This window comes from Pseudomonas sp. Irchel s3h17 (assembly GCF_900187505.1).
GTDB lineage: Bacteria > Pseudomonadota > Gammaproteobacteria > Pseudomonadales > Pseudomonadaceae > Aquipseudomonas.
The window spans coordinates 123,873-145,059 of sequence record NZ_FYDL01000012.1; the positions used below are offsets into that span (position 1 = coordinate 123,873).

General features: G+C 61.4%; 22 protein-coding genes and 1 riboswitch. Of the genes, 10 read left to right on the forward strand and 12 right to left on the reverse strand.

What is annotated here, in order from left to right; translation table 11 throughout:
• Positions 1 to 4: 4 nt before the first annotated feature.
• On the reverse strand, positions 5 to 454 hold the full coding sequence (locus CKW25_RS18830; RefSeq protein WP_095081472.1) for a cytochrome c: 450 nt from the start codon (positions 452 to 454) through the stop codon (positions 5 to 7).
• Between the two features lie 126 nt (positions 455 to 580).
• Here CKW25_RS18830 and CKW25_RS18835 point away from each other — a divergent pair, with 126 nt between their 5' ends.
• Entirely contained in the window at positions 581 to 1,753 is a 1,173-nt protein-coding gene (locus tag CKW25_RS18835) for a murein transglycosylase A (RefSeq protein WP_095081473.1), read from the forward strand.
• 77 nt (positions 1,754 to 1,830) lie between these two features.
• Here CKW25_RS18835 and CKW25_RS18840 read toward each other — a convergent pair whose 3' ends face one another.
• Positions 1,831 to 2,214, reverse strand: a complete 384-nt coding sequence (locus tag CKW25_RS18840) for an MAPEG family protein (RefSeq protein WP_095081475.1) — start codon at positions 2,212 to 2,214, stop codon at positions 1,831 to 1,833.
• 35 nt (positions 2,215 to 2,249) lie between these two features.
• Positions 2,250 to 3,083: an EamA family transporter gene (locus CKW25_RS18845; protein WP_095081477.1), complete on the reverse strand. Its 834-nt coding sequence runs from the start codon at positions 3,081 to 3,083 to the stop codon at positions 2,250 to 2,252.
• Positions 3,084 to 3,277: 194 nt separating this feature from the next.
• Between CKW25_RS18845 and CKW25_RS18850 the strand changes: the two genes are divergently transcribed.
• Complete coding sequence (locus CKW25_RS18850) at positions 3,278 to 4,447, forward strand: MFS transporter (protein ID WP_095081478.1); 1,170 nt, start codon at positions 3,278 to 3,280, stop codon at positions 4,445 to 4,447.
• A 176-nt stretch (positions 4,448 to 4,623) separates the two neighbouring features.
• Here CKW25_RS18850 and CKW25_RS18855 read toward each other — a convergent pair whose 3' ends face one another.
• A complete protein-coding gene (locus CKW25_RS18855; RefSeq protein ID WP_020295316.1) occupies positions 4,624 to 5,028 on the reverse strand; it encodes an acyl-CoA thioesterase in 405 nt (134 codons plus the stop codon).
• Positions 5,029 to 5,225: 197 nt separating this feature from the next.
• A riboswitch (S-adenosyl-L-homocysteine riboswitch) is annotated at positions 5,226 to 5,328 on the forward strand.
• 22 nt (positions 5,329 to 5,350) lie between these two features.
• Here CKW25_RS18855 and ahcY point away from each other — a divergent pair.
• From ahcY to CKW25_RS18880, 5 genes are all read left to right on the forward strand, one after another.
• Complete coding sequence (gene ahcY, locus CKW25_RS18860) at positions 5,351 to 6,760, forward strand: adenosylhomocysteinase (protein ID WP_095081479.1); 1,410 nt, start codon at positions 5,351 to 5,353, stop codon at positions 6,758 to 6,760.
• Between the two features lie 158 nt (positions 6,761 to 6,918).
• A complete protein-coding gene (gene metF / locus CKW25_RS18865; protein ID WP_095081480.1) occupies positions 6,919 to 7,764 on the forward strand; it encodes a methylenetetrahydrofolate reductase [NAD(P)H] in 846 nt (281 codons plus the stop codon).
• 84 nt (positions 7,765 to 7,848) lie between these two features.
• Positions 7,849 to 8,943: a hypothetical protein gene (locus CKW25_RS18870; protein ID WP_095081481.1), complete on the forward strand. Its 1,095-nt coding sequence runs from the start codon at positions 7,849 to 7,851 to the stop codon at positions 8,941 to 8,943.
• Positions 8,944 to 8,976: 33 nt separating this feature from the next.
• Positions 8,977 to 9,792: an ABC transporter substrate-binding protein gene (locus CKW25_RS18875; protein ID WP_095081482.1), complete on the forward strand. Its 816-nt coding sequence runs from the start codon at positions 8,977 to 8,979 to the stop codon at positions 9,790 to 9,792.
• A 227-nt stretch (positions 9,793 to 10,019) separates the two neighbouring features.
• Positions 10,020 to 11,873, forward strand: coding sequence for a DEAD/DEAH box helicase (locus CKW25_RS18880; protein ID WP_095081483.1), 1,854 nt, complete (start codon positions 10,020 to 10,022; stop codon positions 11,871 to 11,873).
• A 68-nt stretch (positions 11,874 to 11,941) separates the two neighbouring features.
• On the opposite strand, the gene CKW25_RS18885 is transcribed toward CKW25_RS18880, so the two are convergent.
• Complete coding sequence (locus CKW25_RS18885; RefSeq protein ID WP_095081485.1) at positions 11,942 to 12,538, reverse strand: YceI family protein; 597 nt, start codon at positions 12,536 to 12,538, stop codon at positions 11,942 to 11,944.
• A 31-nt stretch (positions 12,539 to 12,569) separates the two neighbouring features.
• Positions 12,570 to 13,121, reverse strand: a complete 552-nt coding sequence (locus tag CKW25_RS18890; protein ID WP_095081486.1) for a cytochrome b — start codon at positions 13,119 to 13,121, stop codon at positions 12,570 to 12,572.
• A gap of 301 nt (positions 13,122 to 13,422) precedes the next feature.
• Between CKW25_RS18890 and CKW25_RS18895 the strand changes: the two genes are divergently transcribed.
• Complete coding sequence (locus CKW25_RS18895) at positions 13,423 to 14,829, forward strand: adenosylmethionine--8-amino-7-oxononanoate transaminase (protein WP_095081487.1); 1,407 nt, start codon at positions 13,423 to 13,425, stop codon at positions 14,827 to 14,829.
• Positions 14,830 to 15,037: 208 nt separating this feature from the next.
• Positions 15,038 to 15,757, forward strand: coding sequence for a 16S rRNA (uracil(1498)-N(3))-methyltransferase (locus CKW25_RS18900; RefSeq protein ID WP_095081488.1), 720 nt, complete (start codon positions 15,038 to 15,040; stop codon positions 15,755 to 15,757).
• Positions 15,758 to 15,829: 72 nt separating this feature from the next.
• Here CKW25_RS18900 and CKW25_RS18905 read toward each other — a convergent pair whose 3' ends face one another.
• From CKW25_RS18905 to CKW25_RS18915, 3 genes are read right to left on the reverse strand one after another with little or no spacing between them, the layout of a single operon-like run.
• Complete coding sequence (locus tag CKW25_RS18905) at positions 15,830 to 16,732, reverse strand: transporter substrate-binding domain-containing protein (protein ID WP_095081489.1); 903 nt, start codon at positions 16,730 to 16,732, stop codon at positions 15,830 to 15,832.
• 29 nt (positions 16,733 to 16,761) lie between these two features.
• The gene (locus CKW25_RS18910; protein WP_095081490.1) at positions 16,762 to 17,112 is read right to left on the reverse strand and encodes a RidA family protein; all 351 of its coding nucleotides are present in this window, start codon (positions 17,110 to 17,112) and stop codon (positions 16,762 to 16,764) included.
• A gap of 28 nt (positions 17,113 to 17,140) precedes the next feature.
• Entirely contained in the window at positions 17,141 to 18,382 is a 1,242-nt protein-coding gene (locus CKW25_RS18915) for a D-amino acid dehydrogenase (protein WP_095081491.1), read from the reverse strand.
• Between the two features lie 107 nt (positions 18,383 to 18,489).
• Here CKW25_RS18915 and CKW25_RS18920 point away from each other — a divergent pair, with 107 nt between their 5' ends.
• Positions 18,490 to 19,422, forward strand: coding sequence for a LysR family transcriptional regulator (locus CKW25_RS18920; RefSeq protein WP_095081493.1), 933 nt, complete (start codon positions 18,490 to 18,492; stop codon positions 19,420 to 19,422).
• On the opposite strand, the gene CKW25_RS18925 is transcribed toward CKW25_RS18920, so the two are convergent.
• The 3 genes from CKW25_RS18925 to CKW25_RS18935 all read right to left on the reverse strand — a co-directional run bounded on the left by CKW25_RS18925 (position 19,410) and on the right by CKW25_RS18935 (position 21,176).
• Complete coding sequence (locus tag CKW25_RS18925; protein ID WP_095081494.1) at positions 19,410 to 20,027, reverse strand: hemolysin III family protein; 618 nt, start codon at positions 20,025 to 20,027, stop codon at positions 19,410 to 19,412. The two genes, CKW25_RS18920 and CKW25_RS18925, sit on opposite strands and share 13 nt — an antisense overlap.
• Before the next feature lie 125 nt (positions 20,028 to 20,152).
• Entirely contained in the window at positions 20,153 to 20,584 is a 432-nt protein-coding gene (locus CKW25_RS18930) for a hypothetical protein (protein WP_095081496.1), read from the reverse strand.
• Positions 20,577 to 21,176, reverse strand: a complete 600-nt coding sequence (locus tag CKW25_RS18935; protein WP_095081585.1) for a nucleotidyltransferase domain-containing protein — start codon at positions 21,174 to 21,176, stop codon at positions 20,577 to 20,579. The genes CKW25_RS18930 and CKW25_RS18935 overlap by 8 nt, the downstream gene beginning before the upstream one ends.
• Between the last annotated feature and the right edge of the window lie 11 nt (positions 21,177 to 21,187).

Here is a 21,187-nt window from a genome sequence, read left to right on the forward strand (position 1 = left end):
GGACTCAGTGATCACGAAACTCTTTATGGCACGCACTGCAGGCGTCTTCGACCTTCTGCATCGCAGGCCCCAGGTTACTGGCCTTGTAGGGCTGCACCTGGCTGGCGATCACCAATTCACCGGTGGCGGCCTCAAGCGTGCGGGCCATGTCCTGGAAACGTGCCTGCTTTTGCCAGACCTCATCCTTGGCGCTGGTGTGGTCTTCTTCGCGAACCTGCGGGAAATGCTTCCACGGCTCGCGGGACAACGCGTCGAGCTTCACAGCACCCTCGGCAAATCGAGGCCCGTCGAACGGGATGCGGCCACGCAGCATGCCACCCAGGTCTTCGCCGGTCTTGAGCATTTGCTTGAAGATCGCCTTGCGCTGACCCAGCGGCGAGTTCGGATCGACACCGCCACAGGCGGACAGCGCCAGGCAGGCCAGCAATACAACAGAAAGTCTTTTGAGAGTCATGGTGGCTCAAGGTTCGGAAATCGGCGGCCAGTATCCTCGCCTCATTCGCAAAGACCAATAGCCCTATTAACAATAAGGGTTGCCTGAGTGCTTGAGCGCTCCGGCAGCCGTCACAGGAAGCACTGCATGAACAGCCGTTACAAGGCCTGGCGCAAAAGCCTGCTCTGGACCTTCCCGATGATTGCCCTGCTTGCCGGTTGCAACGGTGGTGATCATACCAAGCCACAAACCCACGCCATCGCCACCTATTCCAGCGCGACCTGGGACGCCTTGCCAGCGGTGTCCGATAACGACCTGCTGGCCGGTTTCGGCTCATGGCGCAGCGCCTGCACCCGCTTGAAGGCCGACCCGGTCTGGGGGGCGACCTGCGCGGCAGCCGCCAACGTGCCGCAAAACGCCGAGGCGATCCGCTCCTTCCTCAAGGAGCACCTGCAGGTCTATGGCTTGCGCTCCTCGGGCGGCAATGCCAACGGCTTGATCACCGGCTACTACGAACCGGTGTATCCAGGCAGCCTGACGCAAACGCCAGTGGCCAATGTGCCGGTTTACGGCATACCGGAAGACATGATCATCGTCTCCCTCGACAGCATTTACCCGGAACTCAAGGGCAAGCGCCTGCGAGGCCGGCTGGAGGGGCGAGTACTCAAGCCCTACGACGATGCCGCGACCATCGGCGCCCAAGGCGTCAAGGCGCCAACACTGGCCTGGTTGACCGACCCGATGGACCTGCAGTTCCTGCAGATCCAGGGCTCGGGTCGCATTCAGCTCGAAGATGGCCGCCAACTGCGCATTGCCTATGCCGACCAGAACGGTCATCCGTACCGGCCTATCGGCCGTTGGCTGGTGGATCAGGGCGAGTTGAAAAAAGAAGACGTGACCATGGGTGCCATCAGCGCCTGGGCCAAGGCCCACCCGACACGCATCCCGGAACTGCTGGGCAGTAACCCGAGCTACGTGTTCTTCACCCGCAACCCGGAGAGCAACGAAGGCCCGCGCGGCTCGCTGAATGTGCCGCTGACATCGGGCTACAGCGTGGCGGTGGATCGCAAGGTGATTCCGCTGGGCAGCCTGTTGTGGCTATCCACCACCCGGCCAGATGGCACCCCGCTCGTGCGGCCTGTCGCCGCACAGGATACCGGCGGCGCGATTACCGGCGAAGTGCGGGCCGACCTGTTCTGGGGCACGGGCGATGCCGCCGGGCAATTGGCCGGCGACATGAAACAGCAGGGTCAGATCTGGATGCTGTGGCCAAAAGGCGTGGCGTTGCCACAGTTGCCTCAAGTGACTGACGCCAAGTAAGTAGCCGCCATCCTGCCGCCGCCTGCGTTCGAAGACACAGGCCGCGGCAGCGACGGCAACTACATCAGCGCGCCGTTTTAGATCGAGACGAAGAAGAAACTGATGATCAGCCCCATGCCGACAAACCACACCAGCGAACGCAGGATCGCCCAGTCCGCCAGGTAGCAAATGATGTACAGCAGGCGACTGGTGATGAACAGTACCGACAGTACGTTGATGGTCACCAGTTCCGCGTTGCCGGCCAGATGAGCGACGATGACCGCGGCGGCAAATGCCGGTGTGACTTCGAAACTGTTGAGCTGGGCCGAGTGAGCCCGTTTGGCGAAACCGTCCAGGGTTTCCAGGAAGGACCGCGGGTCATGATTGTCCCGAAGCCGGTACCCACCCCCGATCTTGGCGATGCCAGTACACAGGTATGGCAGGAAAATCGCGATCAAAATGCACCACAGAGCAACAGTCATTACGGGTTCCTTTTTTAAGTTTTATGATCGTTCACTCAGAACTTCATCACGAGCATACCGATCAGCACCAGCCCACAGGCCAGCAGCCGTGGCCTGCCGAACGGCTCTTTCAGGTAACGCATGCCGAACAGCACCACCAGGATCACACTGATCTCGCGCAGTGCCGCCGCCTCGGCAATCGACCCCAGCTGCATGGCCCACAGCACCAGAGCGTAGCTGAACAACACGCAGAATCCGACCGCCAGCCCCAACCGCCATTGCTCGCGCCAGAACAGCAAGAACGCAGGACGCTTGCGCACCAGCGCCAGCAGCGGGAACGGCCAGGCACTGAGCAGCGTGACCCACACCAGATAATCCAGTGGATGCGACCAGCGCCGTAGCGCCTGGCCATCGATGAAGGTGTAGCAGCCGATGCACAGGCCGATCAACGCCACCACCGGCAGCATCGACCAGGGCAGCCGCTCGCCACCACCGCCCTGCCACAGCAGGCAGAGCATGCCGAACGGGATCAACAGAATCCCGAGGATTTGTTGAGGGGTCAGCACTTCACCGGCGAAGATCAGCGTCAGTGCCAGCACCACCAACGGCGACAACCCGCGCATCAACGGGTAGACCAACCCCAGGTCGCCCACCCGGTAGGCCTGGATCAGCAAATAGCGATAGAGCAACTCGAACGCCGCCGAGGCCAGGATCCACGGCCAGATCGCCAGGGGTGGCAGGTTCACGAATGGCAACATCAGCGCGACGAAGAGCATCGCCACGCTGTCCATGCAGGCCACCACCAACAGTCGCTCAGCACTGAATTTGATCAGGGTGTTCCAGGCCGCGTGCAACAGCGCCGCCACCAGAACCAGAACCGTCGCCAGCACGTCGCCTCCTTGCTCGATAGAATTGATTCGCCATAGATCAGCAGCTGTTTATACTGCAACCGACCACGCTGCACTCACTTGCGCACATAACTTATTCCAAAAAATTCCGCTGCTGCCCGACTCGACACCGAATCGGGGGGCCGGCATGCGTTTGCCTGATCAGAGCGTCAAGACTAACGACAGAGACCTTGCGCATGCCACTGGCCTTGCTTGCTTTGGCTGTTGCCGCCTTCGGCATCGGCACCACTGAATTCGTCATCATGGGCTTGCTGCCCGATGTCGCCCGCGACCTGGGTGTCAGCATTCCCGACGCCGGGCTGCTGATCACCGGCTATGCCCTGGGCGTGGTGTTCGGTGCACCGATCCTCGCGGTCGGCACCGCCAACATGCCGCGCAAAGCCACGCTGCTGGGCATGACGCTGATGTTCATCCTCGGCAACATCCTCTGCGCCCTGGCGCCGAACTACAGCACGCTGATGGCTGCCCGGGTGATCACCGCACTGTGTCATGGCGCGTTCTTCGGCATCGGTTCGGTGGTGGCCGCCGGGCTGGTGGCCCCCAACAAGCGGGCCCAGGCGATCGCGATGATGTTCACCGGCCTGACCCTGGCCAACGTGCTTGGTGTGCCGCTGGGCACGGCACTGGGGCAGTACGCTGGCTGGCGTTCGACCTTCTGGGCGGTCTCGGTGATCGGCGTGATTGCCGCCATCGCCCAATGGCTCTGGTTACCCAAGGCAATCGCCATGGACAAGGCCAACCTGGCCAGTGAGTTCAAAGTGCTGGGCAAGGCCAACGTGCTGCTGGCGCTGGGCATGAGCGTGCTGGCGTCCACCAGCCTGTTCAGCGTGTTCACCTACATCGCGCCGATCCTGCAGGACATCACCGGTGTCAGCCCCCATGGCGTCACCGTCATGCTGTTGCTGTTCGGTGTAGGCCTGACCGCTGGCAGCATGCTCGGCGGACGCCTGGCAGACAGCCGCTTGTTGCCTTCACTGGTGGGCATGGCCCTGGCGGTGGTCGTTGTCTTGGCCGCCTTCAGCCAGACCAGCCACTCGGTCATCCCGGCGGCCATTACCTTGGTACTCTGGGGGATCTTTGCCTTTGCGTTGTGCCCGATCCTGCAACTGCTGATCATCGACCAGGCCCATGAAGCGCCGAACCTGGGCTCGACCCTGAACCAGAGCGCCTTCAACCTCGGTAACGCGGCAGGTGCCTGGATCGGCGGACTAGTGGTGGCCAGCGGCGCCGACCTGGCCGACTTGCCGTGGACCGGCGCTCTGGTCAGCGGCTTGACCGTACTCACGGCGCTGTTCTTTATCTACCTGCAACGTCGCCGCGCCGCGACGGCAACGGTCCCCGGCTGAGCCTTTCGCCGGGTCCGTGCAGCGAAGTAAAACCCTGTGGCGAGGGCGCTTGCTCCCGCTCGGCCGCGAAGCGGTCGCAGATTGATCAATGCGTTGTGCCTGACACATCGCGATTGCAGGTATCAGGGCCGCTACGCGCCCCAACGGGAGCAAGCTCCCTCGCCACAATGACCGCCTCATTCGACCGCGGCGTCATCCTGGAACTGGTCCTTGACGTACTTGATCTCGGTGCGGCCGTGCGGTGCGGGCAGGCCGTCTTCACCCAGGTTGACGAAGACCATCTTCTCCACGGTGAGGATGCTTTTGCGGGTGATCTTGTTGCGCACCTCGCACGTCAGGGTGATCGAGGTACGGCCGAACTCGGTGGCGGTGATGCCCAGTTCGATGATGTCGCCCTGGCGCGAGGCGCTGACGAAGTTGATTTCGGAAATGTACTTGGTCACTACGCGCTGGTTGCCCAGCTGCACGATGGCATAGATCGCCGCTTCTTCATCGATCCAGCGCAACAGACTGCCGCCGAACAGCGTGCCGTTGGGGTTGAGGTCTTCGGGTTTTACCCATTTGCGGGTGTGGAAATTCATGCTCGCTCCTGACCGTCTTGCCGATTGATGCCGGTCATCATGGCAGACCGGGCAGTCAGGCTCCATGGGCCTTGGACTATGGTCGCGATAGAGATCTTCATCCGGGCGACAGAAACCCTTTGGAAGATCGGCGGGGCTCGCTATAATCGCCTCCGTTTCAAAACGGTCATCTTCGATTGCTACCGTTTTCCCGCCACCTGTCCGAGGGGCGCTGCAGCAGGTTCGACCTGTCAGGCTCGGATGGGGCGTTGCCTGGCTTTGAGTAGCCAGACTTTAAACGCACAACGGCGCCCATTCGCATACTTACGAATGGAGGCTCTTCATGAGCGCTGTCAACACGCCTGCAGATTTTAACGACTACAAAGTCGCCGACATGTCCCTGGCTGCCTGGGGCCGTCGCGAAACCATCATCGCTGAATCCGAAATGCCAGCCCTGATGGGTCTGCGCAACAAGTATTCCGCCGAGCAACCGCTCAAGGGCGCGAAGATCCTTGGCTGCATCCACATGACCATTCAGACCGCCGTGCTGATCGAAACCCTGGTTGCCCTGGGTGCCGAAGTACGCTGGTCGTCCTGCAACATTTTCTCGACCCAGGACCAGGCTGCAGCCGCCATCGCCGCTGCCGGCATCCCGGTTTTCGCCTGGAAAGGCGAGACTGAGCAAGAGTACGAGTGGTGCCTGGAGCAAACCATCCTGAAAGATGGCGCGCCTTGGGATGCCAACATGATCCTCGACGACGGCGGCGACCTGACCGAGCTGCTGCACAAGAAGTACCCGCAGGTGCTGGACCGCGTCCACGGCGTGACCGAAGAAACCACCACTGGCGTACACCGCCTGCTGGACATGCTGGCCAAGGGCGAGCTGAAAATCCCGGCCATCAACGTCAACGACTCGGTGACCAAGAGCAAGAACGACAACAAGTACGGCTGCCGTCACAGCCTGAACGACGCCATCAAGCGTGGCACCGACCACCTGCTGTCCGGCAAGCAAGCGCTGGTCATCGGCTACGGTGACGTGGGCAAGGGTTCGGCCCAGTCCCTGCGCCAGGAAGGCATGATCGTCAAGGTCTCCGAAGTCGACCCGATCTGCGCCATGCAAGCCTGCATGGACGGTTTCGAACTGGTTTCGCCGTTCATCGACGGTATCAACACCGGCACCGAAGCGAGCATCGACAAAGCGCTGCTGGGCAAGATCGACCTGATCGTGACCACCACCGGCAACGTCAACGTTTGCGATGCCAACATGCTCAAGGCCCTGAAGAAGCGCGCCGTTGTCTGCAACATCGGCCACTTCGACAACGAAATCGACACCGCTTTCATGCGCAAGAACTGGGCATGGGAAGAAGTGAAGCCACAGGTTCACAAGGTCCACCGTACCGGCGCTGGCGATTTCGACCCACAGAACGACGACTACCTGATCCTGCTGGCCGAAGGTCGCCTGGTTAACCTGGGCAACGCCACTGGCCACCCAAGCCGCATCATGGACGGTTCGTTCGCCAACCAGGTACTGGCCCAGATCTTCCTGTTCGGCCAGAAGTACGCCGACCTGTCGCCAGCCCAGAAAGCCGAGCGCCTGACCGTTGAAGTACTGCCGAAGAAACTCGACGAAGAAGTGGCCCTGGAAATGGTTCGCGGCTTCGGTGGCGTGGTCACTCAACTGACCAAGCAACAGGCCGAGTACATCGGCGTGACCGTCGAAGGCCCGTTCAAGCCGCACGCTTACCGCTACTGATAGGCCGGCTCTTCCTGTGTAGGAGCGAGCTCGCTCGCGATGGACGTTAACGATAACGCGTGCTGTCTGGATAAACGCGTTGACTTGATGTTTTTCGCGAGCAAGCTCGCTCCTACAGGGGGCCAGCGTCCGTCTTATGAGTTTCCAAGGGTATTCCCATGTCCCAAGATCGTCGCTACAGCTTCGAGTTCTTCCCGACCAAGACCGATGCTGGGCATGAAAAGCTCATCGCCACTGCCCGTCAGCTGGCCGGCTACAACCCCGACTTTTTCTCCTGCACCTATGGCGCTGGCGGTTCGACACGTGATCGCACCCTCAACACCGTGCTGCAGCTTGAAAGCGAAGTCAAAATCCCTGCCGCGCCGCACTTGTCCTGCGTGGGTGACAGCAAAGCCGACCTGCGCGGCCTGCTGAGCGAGTACAAGGCTGCCGGCATCAAGCGCATCGTCGCCCTGCGCGGTGACTTGCCTTCGGGCATGGGCATGGCCAGCGGCGAAATGCGCCACGCCAATGACCTGGTTGAATTCATTCGTGAAGAGACCGGCAATCATTTCCACATCGAAGTCGCCGCCTACCCGGAAATGCATCCGCAAGCGCGCAATTTCGAAGACGATCTCACCAACTTCGTGCGCAAGGCCAACGCTGGCGCCGACAGTGCGATCACCCAGTACTTCTTCAACGCCGACAGCTACTTCTACTTCGTCGAGCGTGTACGAGCCATGGGCGTGGACATCCCGATCGTGCCGGGCATCATGCCGATCACCAACTACAGCAAGCTGGCGCGCTTCTCCGATGCCTGCGGTGCGGAAATCCCGCGCTGGATCCGCAAGCAGCTGGAAGCCTACGGCGACGATACCCAGAGCATTCAGGGTTTCGGTGAACAGGTGATCACGCAAATGTGTGAACGTTTGTTGCAGGGCGGCGCACCAGGGCTGCATTTCTATACCCTGAACCAGGCTGAGCCTAGCCTAGCTGTCTGGAACAACCTGAAGCTGCCGCGCTGACACCGGCATCGTCTTCAGGAACAAGGCTCTGGCGCAAACCAGGGCCTTTTTTATTTGTCATATCACCAGGGTAAAACGTAGTAGATGTCGATACCTCATCCAGCCCCCACCCCCCAACTGATCTATCTGGTCTACGGGGCAAGCACCTACCACCAGGAAGCGGTCTTCAGCATCGCCAGCGCCTTGGCGGGAATGCGAAAAACGCCGGACGAAGCACTCGACATCCAGGTGTTCACGGATAACCCCGCGCCCTATCGCGACCTACCGGTGCGTATCCGCGAGCTGGACGAAAGCACCCGTCAACGCTGGATTGCCCCCCACGGTTATCACTTCCGCGCCAAGCATGTGGTCATGCAACAGGTGCTGCGCGAATCCGAGCGAGCACTGTTGATCGACACCGACACGTTTTTCCATTGCTCGCCGCTGGAGCTGTTCCGGCGCATCGAACCCGGTACGTTGCTGTGTAACACGCTGGGCATGCCTTATGGCGCCAACCGGCAAACCCGGCTTTACCAGACCCTGGCCACGCTGCTGCAACAACGACAACTGGCAGACGACCAGATGCCCTTGCTGAACTCCGGCGTGATCGGACTTGAGCGTGCGGATGCCGATGTCCTCGATCACTCGATCGCCTTGATGGACGAGTTGTATCCCCTGGCCCAGGGCGCCTATACCCTTGAAGAGTTCTGCCTGTCGGTGGCCGCCTACCGCACCCGGAACGTGCGCGAATGCCCCGACCTGATCCATCACTACTGGAGCCGCAAGGAACTGTTTCGCGCCAAGATCAAGGCCTGGCTGGACAAGCACGAGACTGACCCGACCAGCGCTTTCGCCCTGGATGAAACCGGCCTGGTGACGGCCACCCTGCCTCGCCCGCCCACATTGCAGCGCCTGGCCTACAAAATCATTACCCTGGCCTTGCCCCGGCAACAGCGCCAATTCATGCGCGAAATTCTCTACGGCTGCTACCGTCACCCCAATCCGTTTGATCAGGCATGCACGCCCGTCTGGTGGGAAAAGGCCCGTGACAACCTCGAAAAGCGCTTGAAACGACCGCTTCAGAGCCACCAACTGGAACACTGGTTCAACCACCCGATCAATCGACTGGTGCTCGGCCAACGAAGAAACGCCATTTACCTACATCTGATGCAGGCAAAAGGCGACTCTGCCTCAGGCTAGCTATTTCACTACCTCTCGTCGTAATCTCAAACGATGCCCGTCATTGCCCAACTGCTGACAGCTGTACTTTTTGCTTGCCTGAGCCTTACCGCCCGGGCGGAAAAACTGCGCATCGTCACCGAGCCCTGGGCCCCCTACGTCTACGAAGAAAACGGCCAGGCCCGTGGGCTGGATTACGAAACCACGGCGATTGTCTTCCAGCGCCTGGGCATCGAAGTGCAATGGCAATTCCTGCCCTGGAAACGCTGCCTGCAAATGCTCGACCAAGGGCTGGCCGACGGTGCGCTGGACATCTTCCACAGCAATGAGCGCGACGCGACGCTGCTCTACCCCAGCGAGCCGCTGTCGCAAGTCGAATTCGTGATGTTCTACGCCAATGCCCGCCCTCACCCCTTCCGCACCCTGGAAGACCTGCGCGGCCTGACCATCGGCACCTCACCCGGCTACCTGTACAGCCAGGATTTTCGCGAGTCGACGCTGTTCACCCGCGAACCGGCGCCGACCCATGAAGCCAACTTCGGCAAACTGGCGCGCGGGCGCATCGACCTGCTGATCACCGACCGCCGGGTAGGCCAGACCCTGCTCGACAGCCTGAACCTGCGCGATCAGATCAGCGAAAGCCCGACTGTCATCAGTCACGAAAGCCAGTTCCTGGCCGTACGCCGCAATGCGGGCATGGACCTGCTGGTGCAGCGCTTCGGTGCCGAACTCAAGCGCTTCAAGCGCGAACCGGCCTACGCCCAGCTCAGCGCGCGCTATGGCGCAACACCCGCCCCCGCAGCCCAGTTGGCGACACCGCAAGCGGGCAATGAAAAAACCGTTGAGCAGCAGGAAAGCAGCGCACACTGATTGCTCTGTTATACTCCGGCCTTCCCGCCAGGCTTACGCCCGGACGCTCGGGACTGTTTAAGGCCTCTCGACATCGCTACAGCGCAGCTTTCCAGCCCGCGCGAGCACTCGAAGTTGAGCCTTCAGACCCCAGCAGGACCGGACGCGATTGCGCTTCTCTCAAACGCCACTCGCGCCAGGCAAGACTATCCCATTGGGCCAAGCCCTAACTAAAAACAGGATTACTCATGTCCTTTGCTTCCCTCGGTCTCTCCGAGGCTTTAGTCAGCGCCATCGAAGCCGCCGGCTACACCCAGCCTACTCCGGTGCAACAGCGGGCCATTCCCGCCGTGTTGCAAGGTCGCGACCTGATGGTCGCGGCACAGACAGGCACAGGCAAGACCGGTGGTTTCGCCCTGCCGATTCTGGAACGCCTGTTTCCCAACGGTCACCCGGACAAATCCCAGCGTCACGGCCCGCGCCAACCGCGCGTACTGGTCCTGACCCCGACTCGCGAACTGGCTGCCCAGGTGCATGAAAGCTTCAAGCTCTATGCCCGCGACCTCAAGTTCGTCAGCGCCTGCATCTTCGGCGGCGTTGGCATGAACCCGCAGGTTCAGGCCATGGCCCGTGGCGTTGACGTGCTGGTTGCCTGCCCGGGTCGCTTGCTCGACCTGGCCGGCCAAGGCAGCGTCGACCTGTCCCACGTGGAAATCCTGGTACTGGACGAAGCCGACCGCATGCTCGACATGGGCTTTGTCCATGACGTGAAGAAGGTCCTCGCCCGCCTGCCGGCCAAACGTCAGAACCTGCTGTTCTCGGCGACGTTCTCCAAGGACATCACCGACCTTGCCGGCAAGCTGCTGCACAACCCTGAGCGCATCGAAGTCACGCCGCCGAACACCACGGTCGAGCGCATCGAGCAACGGGTCTTCCGCTTGCCTGCCAGCCACAAGCGTTCGCTGCTGGCGCACCTGATTACCGCGGGCGCCTGGGAACAGGTACTGGTCTTCACCCGCACCAAGCACGGCGCCAACCGCCTGGCCGAGTACCTGGACAAGCACGGCCTGAGCGCCGTGGCGATCCACGGCAACAAGAGCCAGAATGCCCGCACCAAAGCCCTGGCTGACTTCAAGGCCGGCGAAGTGCGCATCCTGGTGGCCACCGACATCGCCGCACGCGGCCTGGACATCGACCAGTTGCCACACGTGGTCAACTTCGAACTGCCGAACGTCGACGAAGACTACGTGCACCGTATCGGCCGTACCGGCCGTGCCGGTCGTTCGGGCGAGGCCATCTCGCTGGTAGCACCGGACGAAGAAAAACTGCTGAAAAGCATCGAGCGCATGACCAAGCAGAAAATCGCCGATGGCGACCTGATGGGTTTTGACTCCAGTACCGTAGAAGCGGAAAAACCTGAAGTACGCGAGCGTCCGGATGTACGTAACCCGCGCAACCCACGCGGCCCTCGCGGCGACGGTCCGAACGGTGGTGGTGGCGGTCGCAAGGACAAGGGCAAGGACAAGGGTGGCAAGGAAAAACCGCCGGCCGCCCGTGGCGAACGCCCGGCGCAAAAACCGCGTGAAGGCACGCCAGCCCGTGAACAGCAACGCCCTGCTCCACGTGCGGCCGCCGACCGGGCACCGGACGAGTTCCTCGACGACGATGTGGATAACTTCGGTAACCGCGTCGACTACGTGCCACAGCAGAAACCGGCCCAGGGCCGTGGTCGCCGTCCGGGTGCCCCGGCTCAAGGCGCAGGGGCTGGCGCTCCACGCACCGGCCAGCCGCAAGGCCGGCAGAACGGTCCGCGCAACAGCAGCGGCGCCACCACTGGCACCCCGCCAGCCAAGCGCAGCGGCCCGCGTAGCGGCGCCCCTCGTGACGGCCAGGCCCGCCGCGAAGACTCGCGCACCCGTCGTCCGGCCCGTGACGACCAGCCGCGCCAGGAACCGGCGGTACAAAACCCGCGCGGCGGCCCGGCACCAAAGATCATTCACAAGGAGTCCAAGAGCGATCGCTTCCCGACACCTGAGCAGCTCGATCAACTGCCAAGCCGTCCACGCGGCGAAAAACCTGCGTTGCTGACCCGCAACCGCTGATTTTTCAAGCACCATGAAAAACGCCCCGGATCTTGCGATCCGGGGCGTTTTTTTTGTAGCCGCGAAAATTACTTCGCTTTCACGCCTTCAAACGTGATGTACAACTCGACCGCGTCGGAAGCCGGGCCCAGATTTTTCTGCTTGCCGAAATCGCTACGCTTGATGTGGGTGGTACCTTCGAAGCCCGCACGGTAGCCGCCCCATGGATCCTTGCCTTCACCCAGGAAGGTGGCCTTGACCACAACCGGCTTGGTCACGCCCAGCAGGGTCAGGTCGCCTGTCACGTCAGCGGTTTCCTTGCCATCCGCGTTCTTGCCGGTGGACTTGACGCTGGTGGAGACGAACTTGGCATCAGCAAACTTTCCCGCATCCAGGAAGTCGCTACTGGTGATGTGCTTGTCACGCTCGGCATGGTTGGTGAACACACTGCCAGTGCGTACGTTGACTTCGATCTTGCTGTCTTCCGGCTTGGCCGCGTCGAAGCTGAACTTGCCATCCAGGTCCTTGAAGGTACCGGTGATGTAGCTGTAACCCAGGTGGCTGATCTTGAAATCAACGAAGGCGTGCTGGCCTTCCTTGTCGATCACATAGTCCGCGGCCATCACCTGACCTGCCGACAATACTGCAGTACCAATTGCCAGAGCGGCGAGAGTCTTTTTCAACATGCTTTCTATTCCTTGGAGTCGAGGTTGAACATCAGGCTTTGCGACCCAGCATTCGGGTCAGCGTCACATCACGATCGATAAAGTGGTGCTTCAATGCAGCCAGTGCATGGAGGCCGGAAAAAACGACCAGCGCCCAGGCCAGATAAAAATGAATCACACCCGCTATGTCTGCCTGGTCCGGTAGACCGGAAATCAAGGCAGGGACTTCGAACAGGCCAAACACCGGAATCCCGACACCGTCTGCGGTGGAAATCAGGTAGCCGGTAATCATCACGCCGAACAGGCCCAGGTACAGAAACCCGTGACCCAGCTTGGCGCCGAGGCGAGTCATGCGGTCGTAGCTGGCCAGGATCGGCGGTGGCGGGCTGAAAAAGCGCCAGAGCCCCCGCAATACCATGACCGCGAAGAGCACCAGGCCGATGCTTTTGTGCAAGTCGGGCGCGTCTTTGCGCCAGGTGCTGTAGTAATCCAGCCCGACCATCCACAAGCCCAGCGCAAATAGGCCGACAACGACCAGCACTACGCCCCAGTGCAGGAAAATACTGACCCAACCATATCGGGAAGAAGAGTTACGTAGCTGCATTGCCCAAATCCTGTAAAAAACTGCGACCAAGACTATCGAGTTATCTATCGATTTAAAGCCGAAAATTTCGCTTTGAAATATCGAGAAAACCGATCAAGAGCCTGCAACAGGATGGTTAAGGAAAGATTAACGCCGTGGCAAGCTTCTCTCCCCGGCACACCGGGCGTGCCCCCGGACGCCGCCGGCTCGTCAATGCAAACACGTGAAAAAGCCACAATAGGTTGTCCGCATCCCTTTCATTGCATAGGCTTGCGCGACTGTTTGCCCGCGAAACAAGCGAGCCGTCTCGAGGAGAATGAAAATGGGCCTGAATAATCAGTGGATGCAGCGCGATCTCGCGGTCCTGTGGCATCCCTGCACCCAGATGAAAGACCACGAACAACTGCCGCTGATCCCAATCAAGCGCGGCGAAGGCGTGTGGCTCGAAGACTTCGAAGGCAAACGTTATCTCGATGCGGTCAGCTCCTGGTGGGTCAACGTCTTCGGCCATGCCAACCCGCGGATCAACCAGCGGATCAAGGACCAGGTGGATCAACTGGAACACGTGATCCTCGCCGGCTTCAGCCACCAGCCGGTGATCGAACTGTCCGAGCGCCTGGTGAAAATGACTCCGGAAGGCCTGACCCGGTGCTTCTACGCCGATAACGGCTCGTCGTGCATCGAAGTCGCGTTGAAAATGAGCTTCCACTACTGGCTCAACCGCGGCCTGCCGAACAAAAAGCGCTTCGTCACCCTGACCAACAGCTACCACGGCGAGACCATGGCCGCGATGTCGGTCGGCGATGTGCCGCTGTTCACCGAAACCTACAAAGCCCTGCTGCTGGACACCATCAAGGTGCCGAGTCCCGACTGCTACCTGCGCCCCGAGGGCATGAGCTGGGAGGAACACTCGCGCAACCTGTTTGCCGCGATGGAGCAGACCCTGGCGGAAAACCACGACACGGTCGCGGCGGTGATTATCGAACCGCTGATCCAGGGCGCGGGCGGCATGCGCATGTATCACCCGGTGTACCTGAAACTGCTGCGCGAAGCCTGCGACCGTTACGGCGTACACCTGATCCTCGACGAAATCGCCGTCGGTTTCGGCCGTACCGGCACGATGTTCGCCTGTGAGCAGGCCGGTATCCGTCCAGACTTCCTGTGCCTGTCCAAGGCCCTGACCGGCGGCTATCTGCCGCTGGCGGCCTGCATCACCACCGACGACGTCTACAGCGCCTTCTACGACGACTACCCGACCCTGCGCGCCTTCCTGCACTCCCACAGCTACACCGGCAACCCGCTGGCCTGTGCGGCCGCGCTGGCGACCCTGGATATCTTCGAGCACGACAACGTCATCGAGAACAACAAGGCCCTGGCCCAGCGCATGGCCTCGTCCACCGCGCACCTGGTGGACCACCCTAACGTCTCGGAGGTGCGCCAGACCGGCATGGTACTGGCCATCGAGATGGTCCAGGACAAGGCCAGCAAGACCGCCTACCCATGGCAGGAACGCCGTGGCCTGAAAGTGTTCCAGCATGCGCTGGAGCGCGGTGCGCTGTTGCGCCCGTTGGGCAGCGTGGTGTATTTCCTGCCGCCCTATGTGATCACCCCCGAGCAGATCGACTTCCTCGCCGAAGTCGCCAGCGAAGGCATCGACATCGCTACCCGCGACAGCATCAGCGTGGCCGTGCCGAAGGACTTCCACCCGGGGTTCCGTGATCCGGGTTAAGCCCTGTCGATGACCCACTGTGGCGAGGGAGCTTGCTCCCGCTGGGGCGCAAAGCGGCCCCAAAACCTGCAACCGTGTTTCACCGGTTAAAACGCATCCGCCGGGTTACGGCTGCTTCGCAGCCGAGCGGGAGCAAGCTCCCTCGCCACAAAAACCCGTTCCCGCAAATCAGTGTCAAGCTACATCCGACTTTTTACAGAGAACCGAAATGAGACTGTCCCGCTTCTTTATCGACGCCCCCTTGAGCCTCGGCGAACATGAATTGCCCGAGGCCCAGGCGCATTACATCAGCCGCGTGCTGCGCATGGCCGAAGGCGATGCCCTGCAAGTGTTCGACGGTTCTGGCCAGGAATTTCGCGGCACCCTGGCGGAAGTCGGCAAGAAGCGTGTACGGGTAGCGTTGACGGAAAGCTTCGCCGGGCAAGTCGAGTCGCCCCTGCAGATTCACCTGGGCCAGGGCCTGTCCCGTGGCGAGCGCATGGACTGGGCGATACAGAAAGCCACCGAGTTGGGCGTGAACGAAATCACCCCGATCTTCAGTGACCGCTGCGAAGTCCGGCTCAAGGACGAACGCGCCGACAAACGCCTGCAACACTGGCGTCAGGTGGCGATCAGTGCTTGTGAACAATGCGGTCGCTCACGGGTGCCGGTGATTCATCCACCCGTACTGTTGGCCGACTGGCTCAAACACACCGAGGCCGAGCTCAAGCTGGTGCTGCACCCGGTGGCCGAGCCGCTGGTGAGCCATGCAAAACCCGCGACCCTGGCCTTCCTGATCGGCCCGGAAGGCGGCTTGACGGAGGCTGAAGTCGAACAGGCCCAAGGCGCGGGCTTCCATTCCGCTCGCCTCGGTCCACGGGTGTTGCGCACCGAGACCGCGCCGGTGGTGGCGTTGGCGGTGGCCCAGCAGTTGTGGGGGGACTTCTAAAAATCCAAGGTTTGATCGTTCCCACTCGTTGATCGTTCCCACGCAGGAGCACGGGAACGATCTGCGCTGAGGTTACTGCACCGGATCACTCACCGGCTTGGCGATGATGGCCTTGAGTTCGCTGGTCATCGGGAATTCAAGGTTCAGGCCTTTGGGCGGGATCGGCTGCTCGAACCAGCGCTGGTAGATCCCGTTGATTTCACCCGAGCTGTAGAGGTCGGCCAGCGTCCCGTTGACCAGTGCGAGGAACTGCGGATCGTCCTTGCGCACCATGCAGCTGTAGATTTCCCGCGACTGCTCTTCCCCGACCACCACCCACTTGTGCGGATCACGGGCCTTGGCGCGCTCGCCGTAGAGCAACGCGTCGTCCATGTAAAACGCTGCCGCCCGACCCGATTGCAGCATCTGGAAGGCTTCGCCGTGGTCCTTGGCGCTGATCACGAACATGTCAATCTTGTGGTCGACGTTGTAGCTTTTCAGGAAGCGCTCGTTGGTGGTGCCGGCGGTGGTCACCACATTCTTGCCGCGTAGATCGGCGAAGCTTTTGATGCCGCTGTCGTTGGCGGTCAGCAACTGGCCTTTGACGTAGATAAACCCGTAGGAAAACGCCACCTGCTTCTGCCGCTCAGCCGTCACCCCGGTCGACCCGCACTCCAGGTCCACGGTACCGTTCTGCACCAGCGGGATTCGGGTTTGCGAGGTCACCAGGTTGTACTTCACCTTGAGCTCGGGCAGCGCCAGTTTCTGCTGGATACGCTCGACAATCTTGCTCGCCAGGTCCACCGAGTAGCCCATGGGCTGGCCCGAGTGATCCCCCACGTAGGAGAACGGCACCGACGCATCGCGGTAGCCCAGGGTGATGCTGTTGGCGCTGGCGATCTTGCCCAGGGTGCCGGTCAACGGCGCTTCGTTCGCCTGGGCTTGCGTGCCGAGCAACAGGCCCAGGGTGCAGGCGATCAACGTGATTTTTTGCATTGTTATTCTCCGTTGTGGGTAAGACGTGTTTATCGACGAGCCGCGATGACGGTGATTTCCACCAGGACCTGCGGGCGTGCCAGTTCGGCCTGCAAGGTGGTGCGGCTCGGTGCCTGGCCCGGCGACAACCAGGCCGACCAGACTTCGTTCATGGCCGCAAAGTCCTGCTCGATGTTCTTCAGGTAAATGGTCGCACTGAGCAGATGATCCTTGTCGCTGCCCGCTTCGGCCAGTAATGCATCGATCTTCTCCAGCACTTCGCGGGTCTGTCCGGTGGCATCGGTGGCATCGCCCGGCACCTGGCCTGAGAGAAAGGCCAGGTCGCCAAAGGTCACGGCGCCGGACAGACGTGGGTTGGTGTGGATGCGGGTGATGGTCATCAGACGTTCCTTCTCAGTGGGTAAGCGTTCAGGCCGCACGCGGTGTGAAGCCCTGCAGGTCGATGGAGGGGCGGCGCTGGCCGATCAGTTCACTGAGCAGCCGGGCACTGCCGCAGGCCAGGGTGAATCCCAGCGCGCCATGGCCGAGGTTGAGCCACAGATTGCGATACGCCGTGGCGCCCAGCAACGGTACGCCACTGGGGGTGGCCGGGCGCATGCCGGCCCATTCGACAGCCGAGTCGTAAGCCCCGGCATCGGGAAAGGTGTCACGCGCTTGGCGCTTGATCAGGGCCAGTCGCTTGGGGTCCAGCGCCGGGTCGAAACCGACGATGTCGACCATTGCCGCCACCCGCAACTGCTCGCCGATACGGGCATAGACGATCTTGCGGTCGTAGTCGGTGATGCTCAGGTCCGGCGCACGGTGCTCGGCGCCGATCGGCACGGTCAGGCTATACCCCTTGAGCGGGTACAACGGCAGGTTCAAGCCGGGCAGCGCCAGATGCGGGCTGCGATGGCCGGCGGCGATCACCAACTGATCCACCGGCAACACCTCGCCGCCCAGTTCGATGGCGGTCACCGCGCCACTGGCATGGCGAATCCCGGTCACGGCCTGCCCCAGTCGAAACTCGCAGCGACCGGAAGCCTGCAAGCGCGCCGCCAATTGCAGGCAAAAGCCGTGGCAATCGCCGACTTCTTCATCCGGGGTGTAAATCGCGCCCACAAACGGCGCATCGGCCAGGGCGGGGTCAAGGCGCGCGCATTCGGCTTGCGACAGCACCTGCTGTTGTTGCGGATCGGCAAGGCTGCCACGGGCATGGTCAAAGCTTGCGGCCTGGCGAAAGGTCACCAGCTTGCCGTTGCGCCGCCAATTGAAACCGCCCAATGAATCCTCGTCGCGCCAGGTTTGCAGGGTGGACTGGCTCAACAGCGCCAGGCGCAACAGATGGGCAGCGTTGGCGCGGTTGACCGAGGAGCGGCAGGCCCCCAGGAAGGACGCCATCCAGCGCCATTGCGCCGGGTCGAAACGCGGGCGCAGCTTCAGCGGGGAGTCGCCACGCAGCATCCAGCCGATGGCCTGCAAGGGCACGCCGGCATCTGCCAGCGGTGCCACGTAGCGATAGGACAACTGGCCGCCGTTGGCGAAACTGGTTTCGCTGCCCAGTGACTCACGGGCCTCGACCAGAGTCACCGCAACGCCCTCGCGAACCAGCGCGTAAGCCGTTGCCAGGCCAATGACGCCGCCGCCGATGATGCACACTCGCTGAGCCATGTCAGTCCTTACGCGTTATTCAGACGAGCCCGAGGTTAGAGCCAGGTGACAGGCGTCGAACAATGAATAAAGATGCCAGTCCCATAAACAAAGGTTATGGACGTGTCATGCGCCTTCGCCACATCGAGATTTTCCAGGCCATCCGCCAGACCGGCTCGGTCAGCGGTGCCGCGCAATTGCTGCACGTCTCCCAGCCCGCGGTGACCAAGGTCCTGCAACACGCCGAGCAGCAGCTGGGGTTCCCGCTGTTTCTACGGGTGCGCGGCAAGTTACAGGCGACCCCCGAAGCCCTGGAACTGGAGCGCGAGGTCGACAAGGTCACGGAAAGCCTGCAAGGGGTGCGGCGCCTGGCCCAGAGCCTGCGCCGCGAGCCAGGCCACAGCCTGCGGATCGGCGCGACACCGGCGCTGGCCCTGTCGCTGCTGCCGCCGGCGATCCATGCCTGGACCCGGCGCTACCCGGACATCGTCTGCGAGTTGGCCAGCGCCCACAGTCGCGAACTGGTGCAGAACCTGCTGATGCGCGAAATCGATGTCGCCCTGACCCTGCAACTGCCCGACCACCCGGGGCTCAAGGCCCAGGCGCTGGCCTGCGGGGTGCTGGTGGCGTTGGCGCCGGCCGGTTACTGGCCGAGCGAGGATGAGGGCAAGCCGCTGCCGCTGATGGCCTTGGCCGATGCACCGTTGATCGGGCTGTCGAGCGCCGACCCGTTGTCCGCACGGCTCGACAGTTACCTGAAAGCCGTCGAACCGCCCCCGCGCATCAGCATCGCCGTGCAGACTTACTCACTGGCCAGGGCCATGGTCGAATCCGGTGCCGGGCTGGCCGTGATCGACCCATTCACCGCGCTGGGTGCTGCGCCGAGTACAACCACCATCCGCCCGTTGGCACCACCGCTGCCGATCACCTTGTATGCCGTGACCCGCGCCGATGAGCCACCGCCCCATACCCTCAGCGATTTGCTGACGATCTTCAGCCAGCGCGCGCAGGAACAGTTGAATCGCCTGGCCGGGCACTCAACTCCAAGTCAGATCACGTAAAACAGAATCGCCACGAAATGCAGCACGCTGCCGGCGATGACAAACAGGTGCCAGATGCCGTGGGCATGGCGCAGCCGGCTGTCGAGGGCAAAGAAGATAATGCCCACCGTATAAAACACCCCGCCCGCCGCCAGCCAGGCGAAGCCGGCGGTACCTAGTGCCGCCAGCAACGGCTTGATCGCCACCAGCACGATCCAGCCCATCACGGCGTAGATCACGATCGACAGGATCCGCGCCTCGGAACGTGGCTTGATCTCTTGCAGCATGCCGATCACCGCCAACCCCCAGACGATCCCGAACAACGTCCAGCCCCAGGGCCCGCGCAGGGTCACCAGGCAGAATGGCGTGTAACTGCCGGCAATCAGCAGGTAGATCGACAGGTGATCAACCTTCTGCATGATCCGCTTCGCCCGCCCGCGCACGCTGTGATAGACCGTCGAAACGCTGTACAGCACAAGCAGGGTCACCCCGTAGATCGTCACGCTGACAATCTTCCAGGGGCTGCCGTCGACACTGGCAATCACCAGCAGCCAGACCGCCCCGATAAACGCCGCAACCGCCCCGAACAAATGGCTCCAGGCGTTGAATCTTTCCCCGTGGTACATGTGCCTCCCACCTCAAAGTCACAACGACGGCATGCAAGGCTAAAGGCTGACAACACTGAACGTGCACTGTTTCAAAATTACGCGCATGAAACAAACAGGTGCGCACCTATTCAGCTGGCGCAGACTCATGTCGACCAGCCCGCAAGGGCTTTCTCGATACGGGTCAGCATTTCTTGCGTACTGCTCAGCAATTGCGCAAGCAGCGACTCATCGTCATCCATGTATCCCTCGTATTCCGCCAGATTTCTGCGTTCGTGGCACAAGGCAAATAATCGAACCTGAAGCTTGCTCAATCCAGCGGTATGAATCAGGCACTGAAAGACAAGATAGCGCTTGTCCGAGCGATAGCCATGCAAACGCAACGCAGTGAGCGCAATGGCATGGGCCGCGTTGTAGGCCAGGTCAAACCGGCTGGCAAATGAGAGTTGTGGACTACTCGCATCCCTCAAGCGATCTGTCGCGGAGCGCATTAACCCTTCACACTCCTTTCGGTCAGGTGGCTCGCTTTTCAGTGCGCCACTATGCAGCAGGTTTTCCAGACTCTCATTGCTACCCATCCTTGGCCTCCAAAGGGTTTTCACCTATCAGGTTGATCTTTTCCTGTTGCGCTACCCGTTGTACGAAGCTGTTGCCCGATGCCAGTTTCCCGGCCCAGTCTTCAGGGGTGTAGAGCGTCGGATTGAGCGGACGGCCAAGTTGTTCCTCCATGGGCATCAGTCGCTCCATCACTTCACTGTAGTGCAGGCCTTCCCCGATCAGCATCAGGTCTATGTCACTGGATGCGTTTGCCTGATCCTTGGCAATGGATCCGTAGACGAATGCCCAAACCAATTGATCCGCGAATGGCGCCAAGACAAGCCGCAGCGGCTCGGCAATACCAAAGGTTTTTCGCACAATACCCAACAGTTCCTGATAGATCGGGCACTGCGGATTAGCCTGGTAATGGGTCTGATTACCCTGGCGGGTCATGCTCAACACCCCTACCGACTGCAAGCGCCCCAACTCTCGCATCAAGCTGCCTTTACCCACTTGGGCCCAACGAGCAATTTCATTGGCATAAAAGCTTTGATTCGGCTTGCCATAGAGCAATCCCAGCACTTTTTGCTGAGTCACGGTAAATAGCGCATTACTGAGCGATAGCGTTTGCAAAGCAATCACCA